This is a genomic window from Paraburkholderia sp. UCT70, from assembly GCF_050434085.1.
In the GTDB taxonomy this organism is placed as follows: domain Bacteria; phylum Pseudomonadota; class Gammaproteobacteria; order Burkholderiales; family Burkholderiaceae; genus Paraburkholderia; species Paraburkholderia tuberum.
Map to the genome: position 1 here is coordinate 3217028 of NZ_JBNPVZ010000004.1, position 19997 is coordinate 3237024.

The window sequence follows — 19997 nt, forward strand, 5'->3', positions numbered from 1 at the left end:
ACCAACGCTAACCCCCGCCAGGACTGGGTTTCAGCCCTCGTTTAGGGGGTGCTGAGGGGCAAAACTTCGATTTCCTTGCAAGAACGGCCCGAAAACCGTGCAATTCCTCGAAACCCTTATCCTGATTGGGTTTGCGCTGCGCTATCATAGCAAGCGCCGCGAAGGGAGCGGCAGCACGGCCGCCGAACAGGGTTTTGTCCGGCGCGGGAGATCTTCAGGATCAGGGCCGCAGCTGCTCGACGGCGCGGTGCGCGCACGTATAATCGGCGCGGTCGCGCTGTTCGTATCAACCTAAACTCAGAAAGGAACCTTAATGAACAAACAGGAACTGATCGACGCTGTCGCAGGACAGACGGGCGCCAGCAAAGCTCAAACCGGTGAAACGCTGGACACGTTGCTTGAAGTGATCAAGAAGTCTGTGTCGAAGGGTGAGGCGGTCCAGTTGATCGGCTTCGGTAGCTTTGGTTCGGGCAAGCGCGCAGCGCGTACGGGTCGTAATCCGAAGACCGGCGAAACTATCAAGATCCCGGCTGCCAAGACAGTCAAATTCACGGCAGGCAAGGCGTTCAAGGACTCGGTCAACAAGCGCTAGGCAGATTCCTGCCGGGCAGTTGACACCCGCGAGAAAAACCCGCCAGTGGCGGGTTTTTTTTCGTCCATGCATATGGTTCAAGCGCGGGACGTGCTTCGTTCAGTCATGACGATGCGCGTTCTCGCCGTGGTCATGTCCGTAATGTTCGCAGTCGTCGCCGTGCCCGTGATGATGATGGCCGCGATCATGATCATGATCGTGGTCGTCGAACTCCCACGCCGGGAACGGATCAGGGAACTGCTGCCAGGCTTGCGGCCCGAGCGCGTATTCGTCGTCGGTGAGCAGACAGGCGTCGAACTTCGCGCGCCAGATGGCGGGGTCGATATCCACGCCGATCAGCACGAACTCCTGACGACGATCGCCGATGCTGGTATCGTCCGGCGCGCCGTACCAGTCGGCGGCGATTTCGGCGGCCAGCTCGTCGTCGCCTGCCGGCCATTCGCTGCGATCCTGCGCGGCCCACCACATGCCCGCCGGACCGTGCCGGCAAGCGCCACCGGCCTGCGATAGCGAACCGCCGATATCGTTGCGCGTCGCGAGCCAGAAGAATCCCTTGCTACGCAGTACGCCCTTCCACTCCCGATGCAGCAGCTCCCACAGCCGCTGCGGATGAAACGGCCGGCGTGCGCGATAGACGAAATGGCCGACGCCGTATTCGTCGGCTTCGCTGCGATGCATGTGGCCGTGTTGACCGCCGTGCTCGTGCTCGAGTGCCGCGAGCCAGCCCGGCGCATTCGACGCTTCGTCGAAATCGAAGCGTCGGGTGTTCACGATCTGGTCGAGCGGCACGTCGGCGAAGCGGCTCACGAGCTGCACCGCGCGCGGGTTCAGGCGGGCGAGGATGCGCTGCAAACGCGCTAGCTCGTCGGCGCTGACGAGATCGATCTTGTTCACGACGAGCACGTCACAAAACTCGATCTGCTCGATCAGCAATTCGACGATCGTACGGTCGTCGTCTTCGTCGACTGTGATGCCGCGTTCGGCGAGCGCGTCGGCCGACGCATAATCGCGCAGGAAGTTGAACGCATCGACGATCGTGACCATCGTATCGAGCCGCGCGACGTCGCCGAGCGACGCGCCTTCGTGGCCCTCGAATGTAATGGTTTCGGCACTCGACATCGGCTCGGCGATGCCGCTCGATTCGATCACGATCGCGTCGAAGCGATTTTCGCCGGCGAGGCGACGGATTTCGTTTTGCAGCTCGTCGCGCAGCGTGCAGCAGATACAACCGTTCTTGAGTTCAACGACCTGCTCGTCGACGCTCCACAGGTCGGCGGCCTGGCGCACGAGCGTCGGGTCGATATTGACCGCGGCGAGATCGTCGACGATCGCGGCGACGCGCAAACCGGCGCGATTCGCGAGGATGTGATTCAGGAGCGTGGTCTTGCCGGCGCCCAGAAAACCGGAGAGCACGGTGATGGGCAATAGCGGCTGGTTCATCGCGGTACGGAATACGGGAGGATTGAAAGGCGTGCCGGGGGCGGGGCCAAATGGTCGGCGTCGCTGCGACGGCGCGACAGCAGCATGAAGCCGCATTGTGCATTAAAACGGGCGCGGCCTGCGCGAGCGACAGCGCTGGAGAAGCCTACCGCGCGGGCATCAACTTCCAGCTGCGCAGAATCGCGGCGATCTGTTGCGCGTATTTGTCCCGCAACGCCGGCGTCTCAGAGTGGTATGCTCCGACCGCCTGCCAGGTATTGCCGTATCTGTTCATCTGGCGGCGCAGATGCCACGCCGCGATATAAACGTTCTTGCACGGCTCCATCAGCGTGCCCTGCGAGATCCCGTACTTGGCGAGCACCGGCAGATGCACCGAATTGATCTGCATCACACCGTAGTCGGTCGAGCCGTTCGCGTTCTTGTGCTGCGCATCCGGCCGGTTGTGCGACTCCTGCCACGCGATAGCCCGTAAAATCAATGGGTTGACCTTCTGATACTTCGCCGCTTCGTCGAAGCAGTCGGCGCGCGCGGAGCCGGCTGCGACGAGCAGCGCGAGCATGGCGGCGACGGTGACGAGCGGACGTTTCATCGGTCAACAGGACTGGATAAACCCGAGGTAAGAATCGGTAAGGCAGTTTGCCGGCCGCGTTTCGGCCGCAACGGCAAGCTGGCCGGGCATTTGTCGAGCATCGGGGAAAACCCGCGTCAGCAAACACGTAGCAGTGAGTCGAACGGCTCGTATCATACCGGCAGTCCGACCTTCGTCAAGTTGGCTAACCGACATAAGACCGTACAAAGCCGGGTAATGGCGTCTGTGTACGGTGCCGGTTAGCTTTCAATTTAATAACAACCCTGCGATCCCTAAGGATTCGCATGAGGCCCATTGTTTTGTTTCAAATCCGACATGAAAAGCTGTTACTGTTCGTTTTTTTCGGACGTCGGGACGCTGGAGCTCGAAGCGAAACTCGCTTTTGGGGCCGGCTCACAGACCGACCGGGCGGTAGCTTGCTGCCAGGTCCGCATCGCATGACCGTCGGTGGCAGAGGCTGCCGGCATCGATATCACATTCCATGAGAAGAAATTGTATGGCTTTGCGTCGCGTGGCAACGGCGCTGCTGGTGGCTGGACTGATCACCGCGCAGACAGCACAGGCAGAGGTGACACTCAACTTCGTCAACGCCGACATCGACCAGGTCGCCAAGGCGATCGGCGCGGCGACCGGCAAGACGATCATCGTCGATCCGCGGGTGAAGGGGCAACTGAACCTCGTGTCCGAAAACGCGGTACCCGAGGATCAGGCGCTCAAAACCCTGCAGTCCGCGCTGCGCATGCAGGGCTTCGCGCTCGTGCAGGATCACGGCGTGCTGAAAGTGGTGCCCGAGGCCGACGCCAAGCTGCAAGGCGTGCCGACCTACGTCGGCAACGCGCCGACGGCGCGCGGCGACCAGGTCGTCACGCAGGTCTTCACGCTGAGGAACGAATCGGCCAACAACCTGCTGCCGGTACTGCGTCCGCTGATTTCGCCGAACAACACCGTCGCGGCCTACCCCGCCAACAATACGATCGTCGTCACCGACTACGCCGACAACGTGCGGCGCATCGCGCAGATCATCGCGGGCATCGATAGCGCGGCAGGCCAGTCGGTGGCGGTCGTGCCGCTGAAGAATGCGAATGCGATCGACATCGCGCAGCAGATGAACAAGATGCTCGATCCGGGCTCGATAGGCAGTACGGACGCGACGCTGAAGGTGTCGATCGCGTCGGATCCGCGCACCAACTCGCTACTGATGCGCGCGTCGAACACCGCACGTCTCGCGGCGGCAAAGGAGCTCGCGAAACAGCTCGACGTGCCGACCACGATGCCGGGCAACATTCACGTCGTGCCGCTGCGCAACGCGGACGCGACCAAGCTCGCGCGCACGCTGCGCAACATGCTCGGCAAGGGCGGCGGCGAAGGCTCGTCGGGCGGCTCGAACGAGGCGAACTCGTTCAACCAGAACAGCAGTGGTGGTGGTGGTGGTGGCGGCGGCGGTCTGTCGAACGCCAGCAATTCGACGGGCACATCGGGCACGCCACCGTTGCCGTCAGGCGGACTCGGCGGCAGCTCGATGAACTCGCCGTTGGGCGGTGGCGCCTCGGGCTCGAATAGTAGTAGTGGCGGCTTTCTCGGCGGAGAGAAGGAGAAGAGCGAAGACCAGGGCGGCGGCATGATCACGGCCGATCCCGCAACCAACTCGCTGATCATCACGGCGCCCGAAGCGACGTACCGCAACTTGCGCGCGGTGATCGACCAGCTCGATGCACGTCGCGCGCAGGTGTATATCGAGGCGCTGCTCGTCGAGCTGAACTCGAATACCGCCGGCAACCTCGGGATTCAGTGGCAGGTCGCGAACGGTAACTTGTATGCCGGTACCAACCTGTCGACTGGCTCGGGCAACAGCATCGTCAACCTGACGGCGGCCGCGGCCGCTGCCGGCTCGACCGGCGGTCTCGCTACGGCACTGGGCGCCCAGAACTTGCAACAGGGCCTGAACGTTGGCTGGATCCACAACATTTTCGGCGTGCAGGGTCTCGGCGCGCTGCTGCAGGCGCTGTCGCAGACCGCCGACGCGAACGTGCTGTCCACGCCGAACCTGATCACGCTCGACAACGAAGAAGCGAAGATTATCGTCGGTACCAACGTGCCGATCCAGACCGGTTCGTACTCGAACCTGACGAGCGGCACGACGAGCGCGGCGTTCAACACGTTCGACCGTGTCGACGTCGGTCTGACGCTGCACGTGAAGCCGCAGATTACCGACGGCGGCATCCTGAAGCTGCAGCTTTACACGGAAGATTCGGCGATCGTGAACGGTACGAACAACGCGGCGACGAACCCGGCGGGCCCGGAATTCACGAAGCGTTCGATCCAGTCGACCGTGCTGTGCGATAACGGCGAGATCATCGTGCTCGGCGGCCTGATGCAGGACAACTACCAGGTCAGCAACAGCAAGGTGCCGCTGCTCGGCGACATTCCGTGGCTGGGCCAGCTGTTCCGCTCCGAGCAAAAGACGCGCGACAAGACTAACCTGATGGTATTCCTGCGCCCGGTCATTCTCGCCGATCACGACACCACCCAGGCCGTCACGGCGAACCGCTACGACTACGTCCAGGGCATGCAGGGTGCGTACCGTTCGGACAACAACATCATGAAGGATCACGACGATCCGGTCTTGCCGCCGATGCCGCTCGGCCCGAGCCAGGGCGGTGTGCCGGCGCTGAACCTGTTCGATCTGAACCAGATGCGCCGTCAGCAGATGATGCCGCAGCAGGCACCGCAACAGGTGCCTCAACAGGTACCGCCGCAGGCCGTGCCGCAAGCCAACGCGCAGCCCACGACGCAACCTGTGCCGCAAACGATGCCGCAAACCGTGCCGCAACCGGCGGTCGTCGATCCGGCCAGCGGCGTGGTGCCGAGTACGGTATCGCCGGGAGCGCGTCCGTGACGCAGATGCCCGCGCAAAACGCGCCATCGCAAGGTCTGTTGAACGGCGACGCCGCCGCCGGCGAGCGCGCGGCGCCCTCGCCGCTCGCCGCCCGGCTCGTGCCGTACGGTTTCGCGCGCAGCGGCCAGATCCTGGTCGCGCATCAGTATGCCGATAGCCTCGAAGTCTGGATCAGCGAGCGCACGAGCGAAGCCGCGCTTGCCGAAGTCGCGCGCAACTACGGCACGGTATCGGTCGTGCGCGTGCCCGCCGACGATCTCGCGCAGGCGATCAACCAGGCCTATGCGCGCCAGGACGGCAGCGCCGCGCAGGTGGTCGGTGAAGTGGAAGGCGAAGTCGATCTGTCGCGTCTGATGCAGGACATTCCCGAGGTCGAGGATCTGCTTGAATCGGAAGACGACGCGCCGATCATTCGCATGATCAACGCGCTGCTCACGCAAGCGGCGCGCGAACAGGCATCGGATATTCATATCGAGCCGTTCGAGAATGCGTCCGTGGTGCGCTTTCGCGTCGACGGCACGCTGCGCGACGTGGTGCGGCCGAAAAAAGCGCTGCACGGCGCGCTGATCTCGCGGATCAAGATCATGGCGCAGCTCGACATCGCGGAGAAACGTCTGCCGCAGGACGGCCGCATTACGCTGCGCGTCGGCGGTCGTCCGGTCGACGTGCGCGTATCGACGCTGCCCACCGGCCACGGCGAGCGCGCGGTGCTGCGGCTGCTTGAAAAAGACGCGGCGCGACTGAATCTCGAAGCGCTGGGCATGGCATCCGACACGCTCGGCAAGTTCGACAAGCTGATCGGCAAGCCGCACGGCATCGTGCTCGTGACGGGCCCGACCGGCTCCGGCAAGACCACGACGCTGTATGCGTCGATGTCGCGACTGGAGACGGCGACCACCAACATCATGACGGTGGAAGACCCGATCGAATACGACCTGTCCGGCATCGGCCAGACCCAGGTCAACGAGCGGATCGGCATGAGCTTCGCGCGCGCGTTGCGCTCGATTCTGCGTCAGGATCCGGACGTCATCATGATCGGTGAAATCCGCGACCTCGAAACCGCGCAGATCGCGGTGCAAGCGTCGCTGACCGGCCACCTGGTGCTCGCGACGCTGCACACGAACGACGCGGCATCCGCGGTCACGCGTCTGACCGACATGGGCGTCGAGCCGTATCTGCTCGCGTCGTCGCTGCTCGGCGTGCTCGCGCAGCGGCTCGTGCGGCGGCTGTGCCCGGTGTGTCGCGAAGAGCGCACGGAAGAGGACGGCAGCAAGCGCTGGCATCCGGTCGGCTGCGACCGTTGTGGCCAATCCGGTTACGCGGGACGGCGCGGCGTCTACGAGCTGCTGCTGATCGATGAAACGATCCGTGCGCTGATCCACCGCAACGCGGCGGACGCCGAAATTCTCGAAGCGGGCCGCGCGCACGGCATGCGCACGCTGCGCGAGGATTCGGAGCGCTGGCTCGCATCGGGACTGACGTCGCTCGAAGAAGTGATTCGCGTGACGGGCGGAGCATAAGCGCATGCCGGCATTCCGTTTCGAAGCGATCGACGCGGCGGGCAAGGCACAAAAAGGCGTGCTCGACGCCGACAGTGCGCGCGGCGCGCGCACCAATCTGCGCTCGCAGGGACTCACCCCCCTCGTCGTCGAACCGGCGGCGTCGCGTACGCGCGGCGAGCGCAATCAGCGGCTCGCGCTCGGGCGTCGTCTGTCGCAGCGCGAGCAGGCCATTCTGACGCGGCAGCTCGCGAGTCTGCTGATCGCGGGTCTGCCGCTCGACGAAGCGCTCGCGGTGCTCACCGAGCAGTCGGAGCGCGACTACATCCGCGAGCTGATGGCGGCGATTCGCGCCGAAGTGCTCGGCGGTCATTCGCTCGCGAATGCGCTGCAGCAGCATCCGAAGGACTTCCCCGAGATCTACCGGGCGCTCGTCGCGGCCGGCGAACACACGGGCAAGCTCGGCCTGGTGCTGTCGCGGCTCGCCGACTACATCGAGCAGCGCAATGCACTGAAGCAGAAGATCGTGCTGGCGTTCACGTATCCGACGATCGTCACGATCATCGCGTTCGGCATCGTCACGTTCCTGCTCAGCTATGTGGTGCCGCAGGTCGTCAACGTGTTCGCGAGCACCAAGCAGCAACTGCCGTTTCTGACGATCGTGATGATGGCGCTGTCCGGCTTCGTGCGGCACTGGTGGTGGGCGATGCTGATCGGCGCGATCGTGGTCGTCTATCTGGTGCGCGCGACGCTCAGGCAACCGGGCCCAAGGCTCGCCTTCGACCGCTGGCTGCTGACCGCGCCGCTGATCGGCAAGCTCGTGCGCGGCTATAACACGGTCCGCTTCGCTAGCACGCTCGGCATTCTGACCGCGGCGGGCGTGCCGATTCTGCGCGCGCTGCAAGCCGCGGCCGAAACGCTCAGCAACAATGCGATGCGCGAGAACATCGACGACGCGATCGTGCGAGTGCGCGAAGGTACGTCGCTGTCGCGCGCGCTCGGCAACACGAAGACCTTTCCGCCGGTGCTCGTGCACCTGATCCGCTCGGGCGAAGCGACCGGCGACGTGACGACGATGCTCGATCGCGCGGCCGATGGCGAAGCGCGCGAGCTGGAGCGTCGCACGATGTTCCTGACGAGCCTGCTGGAGCCGCTGCTGATCCTGGCGATGGGGGGCGTGGTGCTGGTGATCGTGCTCGCGGTGATGCTGCCGATCATCGAACTGAACAACCTCGTGCAGTAGTAGTCGTCGTAGCGCGAGGAAGGAAGAGAAAGGATTTGCGCGGCGGGCGGTATCAGCCGCGCAACCGCTTCGGGTTTCAGCGCACGTAAATGGTGGGACCGCTGGAGTTGGCGGGGAGGAAGATTTCCGAGTGGGCGCCATTGCGGTCGATGATGATCGAGCGGGCGCGGACTTCGGCGAGCCTGGTGCCTTGCATCAGCGTGCTGCCGAGCGACACCGCGCGCGGCGGCTCGCCACCGACGCTGACGATCGCCGCGGCGCCTTCGCTCAACGCGAGGATGCCGAAGAGATGGATGTCCTGATTGACGTTGCGCGTGAGCTGTCCGCCGAACAGCGTCGCGGCCTGATCGGTCGAGACCTGCGCATGCGCTGCCGCAGCCGGCAACGGCGCGCCGGACATCGTGATGAGCGTGATGACCCAGTAGGTCAGCGTCGCGCAGAAAGCGGCGAACAGCGCGAGCGACAGGAGGCGGATTTGGATGGCGTTCATGCGCACATTGTACGGACTATTGTGAAAATTGCGGTGGGTTGAAACCCTTCAACTGCATGACATTAAAATGACGGCCCGGCGTGTTCAATCTGATAACCCGGACCGAAAATTTCACCTGAAAAGAGGTAGCAACCTATGCAACTGTCGACCATTCGCCGCGCTGACAACGCGGGTTCGCGCGGCCGTCGTCAACGCGGTTTCACGCTGATCGAAATCATGGTCGTGATCGCCATTCTCGGCATTCTCGCCGCGCTGATCGTGCCGAAGATCATGAGCCGTCCGGACGAAGCGCGGCGCGTTGCCGCGAAGCAGGACATCGGCACCGTGATGCAGGCGTTGAAGCTCTATCGCCTCGACAACGGCCGCTATCCGACCCAGGAGCAAGGCCTGCACGCACTGATCGAAAAGCCGTCCACCGACCCGGTGCCGAACAACTGGAAGGAAGGCGGCTATCTCGAGCGTCTGCCGAACGATCCGTGGGGCAATGCGTACCAGTACCTGAATCCCGGCGTGCACGGCGAGATCGATGTGTTCAGCTACGGCGCCGATGGCAAACCGGGCGGCGAAGGCAACGACTCCGACGTCGGGTCCTGGCAATGAACAGGCTGAACCTTGCATCCCGCCAGACTCGATGATGTTCATGCACGCGCCCTCCTTGCCACCGGTTCGGCCGCTTGTTTCGCCAGGCGCCCTGCCCGCCACGCCGTTATGTTCGCGGCGCGTGCAAGCGTGCGTGCTTCACCGATGCATTGCTGTATGAATTTTCGTTGATCGTCGATGGCCGGCACTATGCGCACGTCCGCTTGCAAGTCCCGTGTGGACACTCCGTGTACGGCTTCGCGGCCGCGCTCCCGCCTGCGCCGCCGCCGCGCGGCAGGCTTCACGCTGCTCGAAATGATGGTCGTGCTCGTGATCGCGGGCCTGCTCGTGTCGCTGACCGCGGTCACGATGACCCGCAATCCGCGCACCGATCTGAACGAGGAAGCGCAGCGTCTCGCGTTGCTGTTCGAATCGGCTGGCGATGAAGCGCAGGTGCGCGCGCGGCCGATCGCGTGGCAGCCGTTCGAGGGCGGCTTCCGTTTCGATCAGCGCACCCAGGACGGCTGGCGTCCGCTGCGCGACGATCTGCTCGGACCGCGTCAGTGGGAAGGCGGCGTGACCAGTGTCGCGATCAGTTACCCGGGCTCGGATTCGAACGCCGATCGCATCGTGTTCGGTACCGAGGCGATCGACGTGCCGGTGCAGGTCACGCTGTTTTCGGCGGCCGGCCAGGCGACGATCGTCGGTACCGGCAATGGCCGCTACGAGGTGCGCTGAGATGCGGATGCTTCGCTATGGCAGGTCGGTCCGTGCCCCTTCTCTCTTCATGATGCGCGATGTCGGGTGCCGCGAGGAGCGTGGCTTCACGATGATCGAGGTGCTGGTCGCGCTCGCCATCATCGCGGTCGCGCTTGCCGCGTCGTTGCGCGCGGTCGGCAGTCTCGCGAGCGGCGAAGCCGATCTGCACCGGCGTCTGCTCGCCGGCTGGAGCGCGGACAACGCGCTCGCGGACCTTCATCTGAAGCATGCATGGCCCAGCATCGGCTCAACGAGCTTCGATTGCTCGCAAGGCAATCTGCAACTGCGCTGTACCGAGCATGTGACGGCGACGCCGAATCCGGTGTTTCGCCGTGTCGAAGTGATGGTGACGATGCCTGGGCAGTCCGGCAATCTCGCGCAGATGGTCACGGTGGTCGCGAATGAAAACAACCGCTCGCTGTGAGCGCCGCCGCCGTCATGGCGCGCGCGGCTTCACGCTGATCGAACTGCTGGTCGCGATCGCGATCCTCGCGGTGATCGCCGTGCTGTCATGGCGCGGGCTCGATCAGATCATCCGCGGCCGCACGACGATCACGAACGCGATGGAAGACGAACGCGTGTTCGCGCAGCTGTTCGACCAGATGCGCATCGACGCACGCCAGGCCGCCAGCGACGACGAATCAGGCCAGGCCGCGGTCTCGGTGTCCGGCAACGCTCTGCAGATCGTGCGGCACATGGTGCTGCCGGCCACCGCGCCGCGTCTGCAGGTGGTGCGCTATCAGATCTCGAACGGCCGCGTGGTGCGCTACGCGTCGCCGCCGCTCGGCAACGTCGGCGAATTGCGGCGCGCGTTGCACGGCAGCGACGAAGACTGGAGCGCGGTGCCGCTGATGGGTGGCGTCGGCTCGATCTCGGCGCGCATGTACGTGCCGAAGCTCGGCTGGACCATACGGATGAACGACGTACAGACCGCGATGACCGAGGCCGTCAACAACCTGAAGGTGCCGCAGCTCGGCAACGCGCCGATGCCACGCTCGGTGACGGGGCTCGAGGTCAGCATCGGCGCAACATCGCTCGCGCGGCCGGTCACGCGCGTTTTTCTGGTCGGAGAATGACATGACGTTCTCCTCGTCGTTGTCGAAAAAGTCGGCATCCGGTTCGCGCGTGGCCGGCGCGCGGGAGCGCGGTGCGGCCATCATCAGCGCGCTGCTCGTCGTCGCGCTGTCGGCGATCCTCGTGTCCGGCATGTTGTGGCGCCAGCAGGTACAAATCCGGCGCATCGAGAATCAGCGGCTGTTGTCGCAGGCGCAATGGGTCGCGCGCGGCGCGCTCGACTGGACCCGGCTGATTTTGCGCTCCGAAGGCGATACGTCGGCTGGCATCACGTATCTGGGCGGCTTGTGGGGCGTGCCGATCGCGAAAACCCGGCTGTCGGATTTTCTCGGCCAGATTGGCGAGGTACGCGCTGAACAAGGCGCGGCCACCTACCTGTCGGGCTCGATCGAGGACGCGCAGTCCCGATTCAATCTGCGCAATCTGATCGCAAGTCCGGCGCCCGGCGTGACGCAAATCAGCGCCGAGCAGATGGCCGCGTATCAGCGCCTGCTGGTGTCGCTCGGCCTGAGCGGGCAGCTCGCCAAAGTGACCGCGCTGCACGTGCGCGCGGGGCTGTCGCAATCGGCGACGCGCTTTCAGACCGGCACGTCGATCAGCAGCACGCCGCAGGTGGGTGGCGGCGGCGGTATGACGGGCGGCAACTTCACGAACCAGCCCGGCATCGAGGACGGCGAGGACAACGTGGCGGTCGCGCCGCTGCTGATGACGAGCGTCGATTCGCTGCTCGATATTCCGGGCTACACGCCGGAGATCGTCGCGAAGCTGCGGCCGTTCGTCACCGTGCTGCCTACGACTACCGCGATCAACATGAACACCGCGTCGGCCGAAGTGATCGCGGCGGTGGTGCCGGGCATGACCGTGTCGCAGGCGCAAGCACTCGTGGCGCGGCGCCAGACCGTGTTTTTCCGCAACGCCGGCGACGTGCAGCTCGCGCTGACCGCCGCCGGTGTGCAATCGGTGTCGATCGATCCGAACCAGTTCGACGTCAATTCGAGCTACTTTTTAGTCCACGGCAGTGTGCAGCACGAGCGCGCCGAAGTGGATCGCACGACGCTCGTCTATCGCGATCCGCTGACTCACACCACGCGTATCGTGCGGGTACAAGACCAACTATGAACAACGCAATCCATAGAGAGAGTGGCCTTTGAGCACGCTGATCGTCCTATTGCCGCCGCGTGATCCGGCGGTGCCCTCGCAGGAATGGCAACTGCCCGAGCTGCCGTTCGTGCTGCTCGACAAGACGGGGCGCACGCAGCGCGCCGGCCGCTCGGCACTCGCGCTGCTGCCGCGCGCCGGCACGACGGTGCTGATGCTCGCCGCGCGCGACCTGCTGCTGATGCCCGCGACGCTGCCGCCGCTGCGTGGCCCGAAGCTGCGCCAGGCGCTGCCCAATATCGTCGAGGATCAACTGATCCAGGACCCGCAGACCTGCCATATCGCGGTCGATCCGCAGGGGCTTGGTGAAGGTCGGCACCTGCTCGCGATCATTGATCGCGGCTGGTTCCGTTTCATCTGTGAGGCGTTCACGGCGGCCGGTCATCGCAGTCTGCGCGCGGTGCCGGTCACGCGTTGCCTGCCGCTGGCGCCGGTGACCGAAGTTGCCGCGAACGTCGATGAAACAGCCGAAGTGCGCGAGCCGGCGATGGCCGGCGCGGCGAGCGTCGCGACGTCGCTACCGGGCGTCGCGCCGGTAGTCGCGCCCGAAGCGCCGTCCATCGTGCCGATGGTGGCCGCGGTGCTCGGTGCGGTCGTGCAGACCGCACCCGCCCTGCTCGTCGAAGGCGCGCTCGACAGCGGCGTGCCGCGCGTCGAACTGGCGATTGCACGCGGTGTCCAGGGCGAGGGTTTCGCGGCGCCGGCCGATGCGGTGAACGCGACGCTGTCCGCGCTAGCGGGTGCGGCGCCGGTATCGCTGTACATGCTGACCGAGGTGCCCGGCAACGAGCCGAACCAACCCACGACGAGTCCCGCGCGGCTCGCCTCGCATATTCACGGCGCGAGTCCGCTGCCGTTCGAGCAGCTCGCGCGGCGCGCGCTCGAATGCCGCTTCGACCTGTGCCAGTTCGAATTCGCGTCGCAGCCGTGGCGCCTCGATCGCGCGACGCTGCGGCGTCTGCGTCTGCCGATCGTGCTCGCGGTCGCCGCGCTCGTCGTCGCGATCATGGGCGCGAACGTGCAGTGGCTGATGCTTGCGCGTCAGCGTGACGCGATCAACACGCAGATGACGGAGCTGCTGCTCAATACGTTCCCGAAGACGACCGTCGTACTCGACGCGCCCGATCAGATGGCGCGTCAGGTGCAACAGCTGCGCGTGGCGGCGGGCGAGCTGTCGCCGGAGGACTTCCTGTCGCTCGCCGACGGCCTCGCGCGCTCGCTGTCGCCGCTGCCGGTCAACGGCATTGCCGCGCTCGACTATCACGAGCACCGCCTCGACGTGACCTTCAAACCCGCGGTCAAGGTCGACCCCGACTTCGCCAAGCGCCTCGCGCGCAACGGCCTCACCGGCGCGATCGACAGCAGTACCGGCAAGTGGACCATCAGGAACGGACAATGAAAGCTGAACTCGCTCAAACATGGGCTGGCTTCTGGGACCAGCGCACCGATCGCGAAAAGGCGCTGCTGACGTGGGGCGGCGCCGCGCTCGCCGTGGCGATTGCGTGGTCGGTGCTGTGGGCGCCCGCGCAGGAAGGCCGCGCGCACCTGCGTGAATCGCTGCCCAGCCTGCAGCGGCAGCTCGCGCAGATGACTGCGCAGTCGAACGAGGCGCGCTCGCTGTCGGCGGCCGCGCAAGGTGTCGCGCCGACCGGCGCGGCGCTGAAGGACGCGCTTTCCGCATCGCTCGGCGAACATGGCCTCGCCGCGACGCAGGTGCAGTTCGTCGGCAACGCGGTGCAGGTGCAAATGAAAAACGTGGCGTTTCCGGCCTGGACCGCGTGGGTCGATGACGTGCGCAAGCAGTTCAAAGTGCAGGTCTCCGAGGCGCACATCACCGCGTTGAAAGACGACGGCCAGGTCGATCTGACGGTCGCGCTGCAACCGTCGACCGCGAAATAACAACGCGCCGCTCGCTACAGGATCTCGCATGAATTACTGGATGTGGCGCCTGCGTGCGGCGCTGCCGTGGCTGGCGGTCGCCGTTTCGTCGATGGCGGCCGTGACGCTCGCGTTACTGCCGGCCGCCTGGATTACGCCGCAGTTCGCGCGGCAAACGCACGGGCACGTCAATCTCGTCGACGCCGAGGGCTCGCTGTGGCACGGCTCGGCGACCGTGATGCTGGCCGCCGGCGCCGATATGAGCGCGGCGACGCTGCTGCCTGGTCGGATCGAATGGCGCACGGCGTTCTGGCCGCTTTTCACCGGACGCGTGCGCATGGTCATGCGCCATAGCGAGGCGATGCCCGACCCGATCACGGTCGAAGCGACGCCGCGCGGCGCAACCATCACGCCGGGCGTGCTCGCGGTGCCGGCGTCGCTGCTCGCGGGGCTTGGCGCGCCATTCAACACGCTCGATCTGCAGGGCAACGTGCAGCTGTCGTGGTCCGACTGGCGCAGTTTCAACGGCGAAGCGTTCGGCCAGCTGACGATGATGCTCGACGACGTCAGCTCGCGGGTGTCGCTCGTGAAGCCGCTCGGGTCGTACCGGGTCAGGTTTCAGGCGCAGGGCACGTCGTCGGCGCTCGATCTGAGCACGATCAAGGGTCCGTTGACGCTGACCGGCAGCGGCACGGTGTCGGCCGCATCGACGTCGTTTCATGGCACGGCGAGCGCCGCGCCGGAACAGCACGATAACCTCGCCGGCCTGCTGAATCTGCTTGGCCGGCCTAGCGGGCCGGATACGGTGGCGCTGACGTTCGTGCACTGAGTTGAGGCTGACGTGCGCTGATGTGTGCCGAGGCGCGTGTTTCGCGCGTGGCGCGATGAAAAAAGAGGCATGGCCGCGAGTTGCGACCATGCCTCTTCTGTTTTGTGGCGCTGCTGCGCGGCGAGCGCAGCGGACATTATTTGCTCTGCACCCGCGCTTGCGGCGCGTCTATGCCCGACGCGGTGCTCTGTGCGATGGACGGCGCGCCGACTGACGTGGCCGCAGCCCTCGGCGCCGATGCCGGCAGCGGCGCGGGCGCCGCGACATCGCCGGTCTCGCGATTCATCTGCGACGCGTCCCAGCCGCCGCCGAGCGCCTTCACGAGCCCCACCGACGACACCATCCGCTGCCCGGCGATATTCTCGAGCTTCTGTTCGGCCGTGAAAGCCGTGGTCTGCGCGGTCAGCACATTGACGAAGCCGACCGTACCCGCCTTGTACTCGTTCGTCACGATGGCGAGCGCCTGGCGCGCCGAGTCGACCGCCTGCCGCTGCACGACGATTTCCTGTTCGAGGATGCGCAGCGACGCGAGGTTGTCCTCGACGTCCTGGAACGCGGCGAGCACCGTCTGCCGATAGGTCGCGACATCCGCATCATAGGTGGCACGCGCGGCCTCGGTTTGCGCTTTGCGCAGGCCGGCGTCGAAGATCGTCCCGGCCAGTTGCGGGCCGAGCGTCCAGAAGCGCGACGGCAACGTCAACAATTGCGAGAACACCGAGTTCTCGAAGCCGCCGGTCGCCGACAGCGTCAGCGACGGGAAGAAGGCGGCGATCGCCACGCCGATCTGCTCGTTCGCCGCCGCGGCCTTGCGTTCCGCCGATGCGATATCCGGCCTGCGTTCGAGCAGCGCGGAGGGCATCTGCGCAGGCACGGCGGGCGGCGTCGCGGTGAGCGGCATCGGCGGCAGGGAGAACATCGACGCGGGCACGCCGACCAGCACCGCGATCGCGTGCTCGTCCTGCGCGCGCTGGATGCCGTTGTCGATCGCGGCGGCCTGCGCCGATTGCAGCTGCGTTTGCGCCTGGATCACGTCCGAGCGCGCGGCGACGCCCGCCGCGTACTGATTCTGCGTGAGTTGCAGCGAGCGCTGATAGGCGATCACGGTGTCGTCGAGCAGCTTCTGCGTGGAGTCGAGCGCGCGCAGCAGGAAGTAGGTCTGCGCGAGCGTCGCCTGGGCGGACAGGCGCGCGTTCGCGAGGTCGGCGGCCGCGCCCTGCTGGCCGGCTTTCTGCGCGTTGACCGAGCGCGTGACCGAGCCCCACAGGTCGGGCTCCCAGCTCGCCGTCATCTGGACGTTGAAGCTGTTGGTGATGCCCTCGCGACTGGTCGCCGTAGTCGCGTTGCCACTGGTTTGCGTGCCGTTGCCCGAGCGCGTCGCGCCCGCCGACGCACCGATCGTCGGGAAGTACGCTGCCCGCGCTTCGCCGACGAGCGCGCGCGCCTGCCGGTAGCTCGCGGCGAATTGCGCGATGGTCTGGTTCGCGGTGTTGAGCTTGTATTCGAGTTCGTTGAGCTTCGGGTCTTCGTAGATCGCCCACCAGTCGCCGCGGTCGTGTTGATCGGCGGGTTCGGCGACTTTCCAGCCGGGCGCGGCTTCCTTGAACGACGCGGGGATCTCGGTGGCCGGCCGCTGATAGTTCGGACCGACCGCGCAGGCGGCCAGGAGCGTCGCGCAGGCCGCGCTCACGGCAAGGGACAGGACGCGCGGCGCAAGCGCCCGCGACATTCGATCAGACTGCATGCAATGAATTCCTTCTGGACGCCGCAATGCCGCCGGGGAATGGCGCCACCGGCCGGGCGAGATCGTGGTCTGCCGGAATGTTAGCGTATGAGCCCGCGCGAGCGCGGGAAACTGAAAGCCGAAAGGTTAATGCGAGGCCGTGCGCAGTTGTGTTACTTGCGGTGACGCGATGGTTACGCGTTGTTACCGGCGGCGCGAGAGGCTGCGGGTTCGCGGTCGTTCAGATGGCTAGACGAAGCGAAACTGTGTGCCGAAAAGCGCGCTGCGAATCGGTGCACCATCGGTGCACCTTCAGAGCCGCGATTCCGTGGATTGGGTCTGCTGGCGTTGACGCTGGCACGCGAGCTTGCCAGCGGAGGCCCGGCACGACGCACCGCCTGGCGCGAGGCAAGCGTTACCGCCGTTGGCCGTCGCGGGGGCGACGTTTCCCGCCTTTATCACGAAGCTTTCCTTCGGCAGCACGATCTCGCTGGATTCCGCGCCCCCAACGCTGCCTTTCCTCGCCCGCTTCGTCCCCCTTCGATGCTCGGCCCACGCGAGCAACGCGACACCCACCGACCCACCCGGCAGCACGAACAGTCCCGCAAACAGCGCGAGCTTCCACCAGCGGTGTCGGCCCTGGAAGGTATGGAGTGCGGAATCGGTCAGTGAGCGGCTGAGGCCGCCAAGCGTGTTTTTGAGGTACAGCATCGGGGAAATCCTTTGGCGCGCGTCGCGAGGCGGGCGGCGTGCGGTCGATCGGTCAGAACATGGTCTCGAATGGCGCAGGACGCGCGAAACTCATTGCTTGTCATAATATTGACTATGCAATCAAATTTCAAGATACTGTGCGACGCAAATGATTCGACTGTTGTATTTCGGTTGGCCTCGTTGCGCACCGCAAAATGCGATTTGACTTGTCTGCTTAGGCAGCTAAACTTCGTCTTGCCTGGATGTTGCGGATACCCCATGACTGATGGCCCCTACAAAGCGGACGAGGTCGAGCTCACGAGCAGTCTCGGCTACTACCTGACGAAAGCGCGCAATGTACTGGTCGAGCGCACGGACCGTGCGGTCAAGCCGCTCGGGCTCACCGCGCAGCAGATCGGGGTGATTCTGATGCTGTCGTCGCGGCGCGCGAGCACGCCATTCGAGCTGTCGCGCGCGATGTCGTACGACAGCGGCTCGATGACGCGTCTGCTCGACCGGCTGGAAAAGAAGGGCTTCGTCGTGCGCACGCGCAGCAGCGACGACCGACGCATGGTGAAACTTGAGCTGACGCAGCAGGGCCACGAGGCCGCGCGCCAGTTGCCGAACCTCGGCGCAACTGTGCTGAACGACCAGTTGCGCGGCTTTACCGCCGGGGAGCACGCGACGCTGATTCACCTGCTCGCCCGTTTCATCGCAAACGGTCCCGAGGGAGGCGCCGACGTGGGTTGCGGACCGGCGCCACCGCCGGACGAGCCGCCGGGATGAGCCGAAGCATGCGTCAAACAACGGTCGTCGTCGGATGGCGGCGGCGCGTCATCACGAAGTACTAGCAGGACAATCACGAGGCGCTTTTCCAAGGCGTCATTGTCATTAGATATCTGTCTGGGCAGAGGGTGATGCGGCATGCAAGCAACGTATCTGACGCACGCGATAAGGCTGCCGCGACAAGCTTTCGCCGCCTGAGGGAGAACAAACCTATGGATGCCACGGCTTCCAACGCCACGCTGCCCGCAGCAGAACTCGCCCCGCTCAAGGGCGGCACGCTCGCGCTGCTGACCGTCGGCCTTGCGCTCGGCACCTTCATGGAGGTGCTCGACACCTCGATCGCGAACGTCGCGGTGCCGACCATTTCCGGCAGCCTCGGCGTCGCCGCAAGCCAGGGCACCTGGGTGATCTCGTCGTACTCGGTCGCCTCGGCGATCGCTGTGCCGCTGACCGGCTGGCTCGCGCGACGCGTCGGCGAGGTACGACTTTTCACGCTGTCCGTGCTGCTGTTCACGATCGCGTCGGCGGCCTGCGGTTTCGCGCACAACTTCGAATCGCTGATCGCATTCCGGCTCGTGCAAGGGCTCGTGTCCGGGCCGATGGTGCCGCTGTCGCAGACGATCCTGATGCGCTCCTACCCGCCCGCCAAACGTGGACTCGCGCTCGGCTTATGGGCGATGACCGTGATCTGCGCGCCGATCTTCGGCCCGGTGATGGGCGGCTACATCACCGATAACTTCACGTGGCCGTGGATCTTCTACATCAACGTGCCGATCGGCCTGTTTTCGGCGTTCTGCGCGTATCTGCTGCTGCGTGGCCGCGAGACGCAGACGACGCGCCAGCGCATCGACGCGGTGGGCCTCGTGCTGCTCGTGACCGGCGTGTCGTGTCTGCAGATGATGCTCGACCTCGGCAAGGACCGCGACTGGTTCAACTCGACGTTCATCGTGGCGCTCGCCGTGATCGCGCTCGTGTCGATCGCGTTCCTGCTCGTGTGGGAGTTGACCGAGAAGGAGCCGATCGTCGACCTGTCGCTGTTCAAGGATCGCAACTTCGCGCTCGGCGTCGTGATCGTCTCGTTCGGCTTCATGGCGTTCTTCGGCTCGGTGGTGATCTTCCCGCTATGGCTGCAAACGGTGATGGGCTATACGGCCGGCCTCGCGGGTCTCGCCACGGCACCGGTCGGATTGCTCGCGCTGTTTCTGTCGCCGATGATCGGCAAGAACATGCATCGGCTGAATCTGCGCATGGTCGCGAGCTTCGCGTTCATCGTGTTCGCGATCGTGTCGTTCTGGAACTCGACGTTCACGCTCGACGTGCCGTTCGGCCACGTGATCCTGCCGCGGCTCGTGCAGGGGATCGGCGTCGCCTGCTTCTTCGTGCCGATGACGACAATCACGCTGTCGAGCGTGTCCGACGAGCGTCTTGCAAGCGCGTCGGGTCTGTCGAACTTTTTCCGCACATTGTCGGGCGCGATCGGCACCGCGATCAGCACGACGTTCTGGGAAAACGACACGATCTATCACCACGCGATGCTTGCAGATTCGGTCAGCACGTATTCGGCGAACACCAACGCCTATACGAATGCGCTGGCGGGCGCCGGGCTCTCCGGCGACAGCCTGACCGCGCAGCTGAACCAGGTGGTGACGAGTCAGGCGTACATGATGGCCACCAACGACTTCTTCCGCATCTCGGGCGCGGCGTTTATCGTGCTGGCGGTGCTCGTGTGGATCACGAAGCCGCGCAAAGGCACCGGGCCCTCATTAGGACACTGA

Annotated in this window: 20 protein-coding genes; 15 read left to right on the forward strand and 5 right to left on the reverse strand. The window is 65.2% G+C overall.

Annotated elements, in window-relative coordinates; all coding sequences use genetic code 11:
- Positions 1-97: 97 nt before the first annotated feature.
- Together OKW41_RS40590 and OKW41_RS40595 are read left to right on the forward strand one after the other, a co-directional pair.
- A complete protein-coding gene (locus OKW41_RS40590) occupies positions 98-295 on the forward strand; it encodes a hypothetical protein (protein WP_090802341.1) in 198 nt (65 codons plus the stop codon).
- A gap of 18 nt (positions 296-313) precedes the next feature.
- On the forward strand, positions 314-592 hold the full coding sequence (locus OKW41_RS40595; RefSeq protein ID WP_018418891.1) for an HU family DNA-binding protein: 279 nt from the start codon (positions 314-316) through the stop codon (positions 590-592).
- A 99-nt stretch (positions 593-691) separates the two neighbouring features.
- Here OKW41_RS40595 and OKW41_RS40600 read toward each other — a convergent pair whose 3' ends face one another.
- Together OKW41_RS40600 and OKW41_RS40605 are read right to left on the reverse strand one after the other, a co-directional pair.
- The gene (locus OKW41_RS40600) at positions 692-2032 is read right to left on the reverse strand and encodes a GTP-binding protein (RefSeq protein WP_429575939.1); all 1341 of its coding nucleotides are present in this window, start codon (positions 2030-2032) and stop codon (positions 692-694) included.
- A 145-nt stretch (positions 2033-2177) separates the two neighbouring features.
- On the reverse strand, positions 2178-2621 hold the full coding sequence (locus tag OKW41_RS40605) for a lytic transglycosylase domain-containing protein (protein WP_429575940.1): 444 nt from the start codon (positions 2619-2621) through the stop codon (positions 2178-2180).
- A gap of 496 nt (positions 2622-3117) precedes the next feature.
- Here OKW41_RS40605 and gspD point away from each other — a divergent pair, with 496 nt between their 5' ends.
- Genes gspD through gspF form a run of 3 tightly spaced genes read left to right on the forward strand, consistent with a single transcriptional unit; the run spans position 3118 to position 8259 of the window.
- On the forward strand, positions 3118-5517 hold the full coding sequence (gene gspD, locus OKW41_RS40610) for a type II secretion system secretin GspD (RefSeq protein ID WP_429575941.1): 2400 nt from the start codon (positions 3118-3120) through the stop codon (positions 5515-5517).
- Between the two features lie 5 nt (positions 5518-5522).
- Positions 5523-7037 (forward strand): type II secretion system ATPase GspE, encoded by a 1515-nt coding sequence (gene gspE, locus OKW41_RS40615; protein WP_429576548.1) that lies wholly within the window; start codon positions 5523-5525, stop codon positions 7035-7037.
- A 4-nt stretch (positions 7038-7041) separates the two neighbouring features.
- Positions 7042-8259, forward strand: a complete 1218-nt coding sequence (gene gspF, locus OKW41_RS40620; RefSeq protein WP_184036826.1) for a type II secretion system inner membrane protein GspF — start codon at positions 7042-7044, stop codon at positions 8257-8259.
- A gap of 76 nt (positions 8260-8335) precedes the next feature.
- On the opposite strand, the gene OKW41_RS40625 is transcribed toward gspF, so the two are convergent.
- Positions 8336-8749 carry a type II secretion system protein N gene (locus OKW41_RS40625; protein WP_429575942.1) on the reverse strand — a complete coding sequence of 138 codons (414 nt, stop codon included), beginning with the start codon at positions 8747-8749 and terminating at the stop codon, positions 8336-8338.
- Between the two features lie 135 nt (positions 8750-8884).
- On the opposite strand from OKW41_RS40625, the gene gspG reads away from it, so the two are divergent.
- From gspG to OKW41_RS40665, 8 genes are all read left to right on the forward strand, one after another.
- Entirely contained in the window at positions 8885-9349 is a 465-nt protein-coding gene (gspG, locus tag OKW41_RS40630; RefSeq protein WP_429453768.1) for a type II secretion system major pseudopilin GspG, read from the forward strand.
- A gap of 189 nt (positions 9350-9538) precedes the next feature.
- Entirely contained in the window at positions 9539-10066 is a 528-nt protein-coding gene (locus tag OKW41_RS40635) for a GspH/FimT family pseudopilin (RefSeq protein ID WP_429575943.1), read from the forward strand.
- 52 nt (positions 10067-10118) lie between these two features.
- Positions 10119-10511, forward strand: coding sequence for a type II secretion system minor pseudopilin GspI (gene gspI / locus OKW41_RS40640; protein ID WP_429576549.1), 393 nt, complete (start codon positions 10119-10121; stop codon positions 10509-10511).
- Positions 10489-11163 (forward strand): PulJ/GspJ family protein, encoded by a 675-nt coding sequence (locus OKW41_RS40645; protein ID WP_429575944.1) that lies wholly within the window; start codon positions 10489-10491, stop codon positions 11161-11163. The genes gspI and OKW41_RS40645 overlap by 23 nt, the downstream gene beginning before the upstream one ends.
- Before the next feature lies 1 nt (position 11164).
- Positions 11165-12280, forward strand: a complete 1116-nt coding sequence (gene gspK / locus OKW41_RS40650; protein WP_429575945.1) for a type II secretion system minor pseudopilin GspK — start codon at positions 11165-11167, stop codon at positions 12278-12280.
- A gap of 28 nt (positions 12281-12308) precedes the next feature.
- Positions 12309-13718, forward strand: a complete 1410-nt coding sequence (gspL, locus tag OKW41_RS40655) for a type II secretion system protein GspL (RefSeq protein WP_429575946.1) — start codon at positions 12309-12311, stop codon at positions 13716-13718.
- Positions 13715-14218: a type II secretion system protein M gene (locus OKW41_RS40660; RefSeq protein WP_090802323.1), complete on the forward strand. Its 504-nt coding sequence runs from the start codon at positions 13715-13717 to the stop codon at positions 14216-14218. Before gspL ends, OKW41_RS40660 begins: the two co-directional genes overlap by 4 nt.
- Positions 14219-14246: 28 nt before the next feature.
- The gene (locus tag OKW41_RS40665; RefSeq protein ID WP_429575947.1) at positions 14247-15026 is read left to right on the forward strand and encodes a type II secretion system protein N; all 780 of its coding nucleotides are present in this window, start codon (positions 14247-14249) and stop codon (positions 15024-15026) included.
- A gap of 136 nt (positions 15027-15162) precedes the next feature.
- Here OKW41_RS40665 and OKW41_RS40670 read toward each other — a convergent pair whose 3' ends face one another.
- Positions 15163-16767 (reverse strand): efflux transporter outer membrane subunit, encoded by a 1605-nt coding sequence (locus tag OKW41_RS40670; RefSeq protein ID WP_429575948.1) that lies wholly within the window; start codon positions 16765-16767, stop codon positions 15163-15165.
- Positions 16768-17058: 291 nt separating this feature from the next.
- Positions 17059-17457, reverse strand: a complete 399-nt coding sequence (locus OKW41_RS40675; protein WP_429575949.1) for a hypothetical protein — start codon at positions 17455-17457, stop codon at positions 17059-17061.
- A 258-nt stretch (positions 17458-17715) separates the two neighbouring features.
- On the opposite strand from OKW41_RS40675, the gene OKW41_RS40680 reads away from it, so the two are divergent.
- Together OKW41_RS40680 and OKW41_RS40685 are read left to right on the forward strand one after the other, a co-directional pair.
- A complete protein-coding gene (locus OKW41_RS40680) occupies positions 17716-18222 on the forward strand; it encodes a MarR family winged helix-turn-helix transcriptional regulator (protein WP_429575950.1) in 507 nt (168 codons plus the stop codon).
- A gap of 212 nt (positions 18223-18434) precedes the next feature.
- Positions 18435-19997: a DHA2 family efflux MFS transporter permease subunit gene (locus OKW41_RS40685; RefSeq protein WP_429453748.1), complete on the forward strand. Its 1563-nt coding sequence runs from the start codon at positions 18435-18437 to the stop codon at positions 19995-19997.